General features: G+C 72.4%; 2 pseudogenes. Both read left to right on the top strand.

Annotation, left to right across the window (positions count from 1 at the left end):
- Positions 1-1,316 (top strand): annotated as a pseudogene (locus ADL01_RS19130) (hypothetical protein); the annotation flags it as partial.
- A pseudogene (locus ADL01_RS19125) lies at positions 1,313-2,450 on the top strand (hypothetical protein); the annotation flags it as partial. The pseudogenes ADL01_RS19130 and ADL01_RS19125, both read left to right, overlap by 4 nt.

Here is a 2,450-nt window from a genome sequence, read left to right as displayed (position 1 = left end):
CCCCACCACCCCCCGACGAGACCCGCCAGGACCGGGAGGTCTTCGAACAGGCGCTGCGCGCCAAACGGCAGGCGCCCACGGCCCCTGCCACCTCGGCCGCGGGTGCGGGCGCGGGGCTCGGCGAGAGCGAGGTGCTCTGCCCGTACTGCCTGGAGACCATCCAGCTCGACCTGGGCGCCCTGTACGTCACCGACAGCCGGATGCAGTACCAGCCCCTCAACCTCGCGGGCATCAGCAAGCTGCGCCGCCAGGACGTCATGCGGGGCGCCGTCCAGAAGTGCGTGGCCGACCCGGACTTCCCCGAACACTTCATCCCCGTGCCGTATCTGACGTACGGCCGCCCGCTGACGGTGGCCATGGTCGGCCAGTCCTCCACCGGCAAGAGTCATCTGCTGACCCAGATGATCGCCGAGATCACCGACGGCGGCCTCGAACCGTTCGGCCTCACCTGGCAGTCCGTCAACCCCGAGCAGCATGCCCGGTTCGTACGGGAACGGGTGCAGCCCCTGCGCAACGGCCACGTCCTGGACCACACCGGCGGCGTGGGCCTGGACGGCTTCGCCCGGTTCGTCGAGTCCCTCCTCATCACCGACGCGAGCGGGCAGGTGCGTCCGGTCGCCTTCTTCGACCTGGGCGGCGAGGATCTCGTACGGACGGACTCGGCCCTGCGGTTCCTGCTCGGGGTGGACGCCCTGGTCTTCGTCGTCGACCCCGTACTGGCGCTGCCGCTACCGCAGTTGGACCACGCGAGGGAACGCGGGAACATCGAGGTGAACAGGGACGGCGACCTCGCCTTCGCCACGGTCCTGGACCGGCTGCCGAAGACGGGCCCGTACCTGGAAGTGGCGGCCACCATGGTGCTGGGCAAGGCGGACCTGCTGCGCTTCCAGTCCCCGGTCGACCGCTGGCTGGGCCGGGGGCCCCTCACCGCCCTCGACCCCGTCCAGTTGCGCGAGGAGAGCCAGGACGTCCACGCGTTCCTGCGGCGCCACGCGGGCCAGGCCTGGCTGCGCCCCTTCGACGCGATCCGCCGGTGCACCCTGCACGTCGCGTCGGCCACCGGCGGCCAGGAGGACCAGGGCCGCTATCCGGCGGGCGCGGCTCCACGGCGCGTACTGGAACCGCTGCTGTCGCTGCTGGCGATGCACGGCCTGATCGACGTCCCGGGCGGCCCCGAGGCGTTCGCGCGGGGCGAGGCGGCGGCCTGGGAGACGGTGCCCGCGCGGGGCCCCGGCGACGAGGAGTTCGGCGTACCCGGGGCGCGCGGCGCCGGGGGGCCCGGACGGGAACGGGAACGGGGAGGGGAAGAGAAGTGAGCGAGTACAGCGAAGTCAGCGAGGTCGGCGAGTTCGAGGGGACGTCCTCGATGCGGCCGGCTACCTCGGTGCATCAGATCGTCTTCCGGTGGGAGGGCAACCAGGGCGGCCGTCAGGGCACCGGCATGAAGGCGGTCGCCCACTCCTGTTCGGCGGATCGGGCCGAGCAACTCGGCCGCGACCTGGGCCCGTTGCTGTGGGTGTCGGGTCCGGGCGCGGCCCGCCCCAGCGTCGTACGCACCCTGTCCCGCGACGGCGAGGTGCTGCTCGTGCAGCGCTGGCCCACCATGGACCGCACCGGCCGCCCCAGCACGGTCAGCCACGTCCTGGTGGGCGCCCCCGGCACCCTGAAGACCCGGCAGTGCCTGGCGCTGGCGTACGGCGGCTGGGGCAACCGGGAGTCCGCGGAACAGGCGACGGGCTCGAAGCCGAGGATCGAGTGCTCGGAACTCGACGTCTACGTGCGCCAGCGGCTGCCGAAGATGGTGGCCCGGCTGGAGAAGGTGAAGGGCGCGCTGATCCTGGCGACGGCGGAGTGGCTGCGCGACCCGGCGCAACGGGTGTCGCTCCTGGTCGAGGGCGAGGAGGAGACGAGGAAGCGGAAACTGTCGGGCTGGCCGGGTCAGGACGACGCCCCGCTGGTCTACCTGGGCCTGTTCCTCCTCTTCCACGACTGGCCGGGCCACGCGTGGACGTTCGCGACGTACGACACCGTCGACACCCACCCCCTGCGCCTGACGTCCGTCCCCCGCTGGGAACAGGACACGGGCGGCTCCGGCCCCCTGGCCCGGGTGATGGGCGGCAACACGACGAACCCCCGTTTCGAACACCACGCGGCGTCCCGCCTCGTCGAACACCTCCTCACCCACCCGGACGCCCCGCCGGGCGTACCCCAGCTGACGAGGGAGCTGACCGACGGCGCGACGATGGACTGGCAACGCCGACAGGACCTCCTGAAAAAGATCCTGAGCCCGGCCCGCACGGACCCCCCGAGGGAACCGGCACCGGCACCGGCACCTCCCACGCCACCACAACTGCCGGAACGGCCCCCCGAGTACACCGCGTACACGGCGTACCCCGAGCGCCACGAGCACCACGGGTACGAGGAGCAGCGCCACCGCCACCCCACACCCC

This window comes from Streptomyces sp. NRRL WC-3618 (assembly GCF_001280005.1).
GTDB lineage: Bacteria > Actinomycetota > Actinomycetes > Streptomycetales > Streptomycetaceae > Streptomyces.
The sequence above is the reverse complement of the archived record's forward strand: the minus strand, read 5'-3'. Positions and strand labels throughout refer to the sequence as shown.